This is a genomic window from Microcystis sp. M109S1 (genome assembly GCF_020247025.1).
In the GTDB taxonomy this organism is placed as follows: Bacteria; Cyanobacteriota; Cyanobacteriia; order Cyanobacteriales; family Microcystaceae; genus Microcystis.
This window is the reverse complement of the sequence record NZ_JADBRW010000322.1, coordinates 1-3,546: the sequence shown is the minus strand read 5'-3', so window position 1 is coordinate 3,546 and position 3,546 is coordinate 1. Positions and strand designations below refer to the sequence as shown.

Sequence of the window (3,546 nt, the reverse complement as noted above, 5' to 3'; positions counted from 1 at the left end):
CAGCACTTTTTCTCGGTCAATGATTAGGATAAGTTATAACTTAAAAATTAATCAACAACTAAAGCTTATGCTTGTAGCTAAGTGAAATCATTGATTAAGAGACCTGTACTTTTCAATGACTTTTTCAGCAAGCCCTAATTAGGGCAGCCATTCCAGTAAAATTCCTAGGGAGCTATCTTTACGAGCGCGGGAATTTTGGGCTTGAATATCGGCAGCTAAACGTAAATTAGAGGTAATCGCATAACCAACCGAAAGAGTAGTCAATCCCACCTCGTTAGCACCCCCCGGTGAGATAAAACTCTGACTGACGGTGATATCTGCTGCCCCCGTGCGAGAAAGGGCTAATTTGAGCTTTAATCCTAAGTTAAGCCCATCGGTACTGTAATTTCCTGTCTGAATGTAACGATAGCCCACCATGGGAGCCAGATTGACATAATCACCCAAAGGGAGGAGATAGTATTGTAAATTTGCTCCTATTGCCGTCCTATTGCCGTTAAAAGCCGTCTGATAATCGCCGCTTAGGGTTAAACTGGTTTGACCGAAAAACACATCTTCTACCCCCAAAATCACGCCACTGGAATTATCGCTAGAAGGAAACTGGGCATACCCTAAACGGATACGAGTGCGAAAACTAGGATCATTGCGAATATCTTCGGCGATATCGGGTATTTTTTCTAACCAACGCTCTAAAACGGGGCTTTCTTGCCGAATTTTCGGGTCTAAGTCTAACTCCGTTTCTGCCCACACCGGACCAATCGCCCCCCATAATAGAGCAAGAGCGATCGCATTTACAGAACAGCAAGAGAGCTTAAACATGATCTGCATTATACCCAAGGAGGCAGGGGACAGGAGGCAGGAGGCAAGAGAAAGAATCTGGCAATAAAGCTTTTAGCTTAACAAATTAGGTTTTAGATTCGGCCTTTGTTATCAGTTATCAGATGTGAGTTTTCAGTTCACTGATTACTGGTTACTGTTTACTTCCCACTTCCCACTCCGACACTCCCCCAAAGGTTACAATTAAAAAAGATAAGATTCCCCGTTATTCTTGAGAGGACGGGGGCAGTAGGAGTAGCAATAGTGGTTAGAATATTAAAACTTTCGCAATTAAGTAGCGCGGAACGGGCAAAACTTCAGAAAAGAGCCGAGTTAGATATTGATAACGCCCTAAAAGTCGCTCAAACGGTCATAGAAACCATCCGCGAACGGGGAGATGCTGGCGTTGTGGACTATGTGCGGCGTTTTGACTACGAAGGTGCGACGGTAGAAAATATCAAAGTCAGCGAGGCAGAATTTGAGCGGGCTTTTCAGTTAATTGAACCGGAAGTAAAAACTGCCATTGAACAGGCTTTCCGGAATATTCAAGAGGTACATCGTCGCCAAATGCCGGAAGAAACACAACTGGCAGAAATTGAAACCGGTGTCTTTGCCGGCGAAAAAATCTCTCCTATCCCCAATGTGGGTTTATACGTTCCCCGGGGCCGCGGTGCTTTTCCCTCGATGATGTTAATGTTAGCCATCCCGGCAATGGTGGCAGGAGTGGAAAGAGTTGTCGTTTGCACTCCCCCCGATAAACAGGGCAACGTGGAACCCGTTTCTCTGGTGGCGGCGCAGATGGCTGGAGTCAGAGAAATTTATAAATTAGGGGGCGTACAAGCGATCGCCGCTTTAGCTTTGGGAACAAAAAATATCAAAAGGGTTGACAAAATTACAGGTCCGTGCAGCGTCTATGGGGCGGCGGCCAAACGGTTACTGTTCGGCACTGTGGATGTGGGTTTGCCGGCAGGTCCGAGTGAGTCGATAGTTTTGGCCGATGAGTCCACCGATGCCCGTTTAGCGGCCTTGGATTTATTAATTGAAGCGGAACACGGGGCGGATTCGGCGGCTTTATTAGTCACCCACTGTGAAGATGTGGCGATCGCCGCTAGTGAATATGCTCAGGAATACCTGCAAAAACTCCCAGATTGGCGACGGGAATTCTGTGAGGCGGGTTTAGCCGCCTATGGGGGCATAATTTTAACCGATAGTTTGCAGCAATCCCTCGATTTTGTCAATGAGTACGCCCCGGAACATCTAGAGGTTTTAGTTAGTAATCCTTTTGCCATTCTGGGCAAGATTAAAAATGCTGGCGAAATTCTCCTGGGAAATCATACTCCTTCCTCTATGGCTACCTACGCCATCGGAGTCAATGCTGTGCTGCCCACAGGAAGTTTTGCCCGTTCCTATTCGGCGGTTTCGGTTTATGATTTTCTGAAGCGCTCCACTTTGGCTTATGTCACCCCTGAAGGCTTTGAAAAGTTAAAAGAAACCACGAAAACTTTAGCCGAGTACGAAGGTTTTCCCGCCCATAAATTAGCAATTCAACACAGGGAAATTTTACTCTAAATACAGGGAATAGGAAACAGGGAACAACTTAGATATTTAGGCCAGCTTATTTTTTAGATTCAGTACAGCTTGAGTAAATTCCATGATGCAACTCGAAGACTATTTTAACTTTCTCACCCCTAATGATATTCGCTTCTCTATGACTATATTTATCATGCCAAAACACCTGAAGAAATTGCTAAAACTTACTCATCTTTGAGCCTAGAACAAGTTTATGCAACAATTCTGTACTATTTGCATGAGCAAGAAGAAATAACCAATTATTTAACCGAATTGTCTAAGGTGTAATCAGTAAGACTAAGGGAAAGTAAGTTCGGTAGCGGTTGACATCTCTCGTTAGTAGGGGCATGGTAGTGACAGCAGCGTGAGCGCCGATGTAGAAATCTGGTAAGGGAGAACGTCGCTCACCTCCACGACGACGATATTCCAAAAAGCTTTGTCCTGCTAAAAAAGCTGCAGCATAGGGTAAAGAATCTCGGCGAAAGAAGTCTTCTGGTAGGGCTGCTTCTACCTCCTCGGGTTGATTAAACCCGATTGATATTTCTGCGTAAATAATTGGGTTAATCACTAAATTTCCTTGCTCCGCGTAGTTTGTGAGCATTTGAGCCGACCACTCAAACCATTGCGGGTCTTCGGTTACAACATCAAGAATGACGTTGCTATCTACCAGAATGTCGGTCATGAGTCACGGGTCGCTTGCATGATGTCGTTGGTTGTTAGACGGCTAGTTGCTTTGCCACGGATAGCGGCAATCAGTTGCTTTCCCCGGCTTAGGGTTCTAGGCTTGCGAATTTGCAAGATATCCCCAGTCACTTCAAGCTGGATTTCTGTACCGGGTAACAACCCAAGCTTTTCTTGAATATCAGGGGGAATAGTGATTTGTCCGTTAGGGCTAATTTTCATCGAAAATTTGGGTCTGAAACCCCGTCGTTCTAGGTTGGCTTTACTGTTAAATATTAGCGCATTTACAAAATATATGCTAGAATGTGAGACGTAGAGAATCAGGCAAGCATTTTTTGACATTCTCACCGCCGTAAACGGACGGTGATTCCCAAACCTCACGATTTAGGTTTCTGCTTCTTTCCCTTGCGGGGTTTCGCACCTGCCTTAACAGATTTACTCTGTTCTGGTCTTATGGTCGCTCTACAGACTGACACCGCAAGT

Annotated in this window: 4 protein-coding genes and 1 pseudogene; 2 read left to right on the top strand and 3 right to left on the bottom strand. The window is 45.2% G+C overall.

The window, feature by feature from the left end; translation table 11 throughout:
* Positions 1 to 138 precede the first annotated feature (138 nt).
* Complete coding sequence (locus tag IM322_RS16235) at positions 139 to 825, bottom strand: hypothetical protein (RefSeq protein ID WP_287677335.1); 687 nt, start codon at positions 823 to 825, stop codon at positions 139 to 141.
* Positions 826 to 1,077: 252 nt separating this feature from the next.
* Between IM322_RS16235 and hisD the strand changes: the two genes are divergently transcribed.
* A complete protein-coding gene (gene hisD, locus IM322_RS16230) occupies positions 1,078 to 2,382 on the top strand; it encodes a histidinol dehydrogenase (RefSeq protein WP_287677334.1) in 1,305 nt (434 codons plus the stop codon).
* An 85-nt stretch (positions 2,383 to 2,467) separates the two neighbouring features.
* Positions 2,468 to 2,655 (top strand): annotated as a pseudogene (locus IM322_RS16225) (DUF433 domain-containing protein); the annotation flags it as partial.
* 4 nt (positions 2,656 to 2,659) lie between these two features.
* Here the strand turns inward: IM322_RS16225 and IM322_RS16220 are convergent.
* Positions 2,660 to 3,064 (bottom strand): type II toxin-antitoxin system VapC family toxin, encoded by a 405-nt coding sequence (locus IM322_RS16220; RefSeq protein ID WP_287677333.1) that lies wholly within the window; start codon positions 3,062 to 3,064, stop codon positions 2,660 to 2,662.
* Positions 3,061 to 3,285, bottom strand: coding sequence for an AbrB/MazE/SpoVT family DNA-binding domain-containing protein (locus tag IM322_RS16215; RefSeq protein ID WP_287677332.1), 225 nt, complete (start codon positions 3,283 to 3,285; stop codon positions 3,061 to 3,063). The genes IM322_RS16220 and IM322_RS16215 overlap by 4 nt, the downstream gene beginning before the upstream one ends.
* Between the last annotated feature and the right edge of the window lie 261 nt (positions 3,286 to 3,546).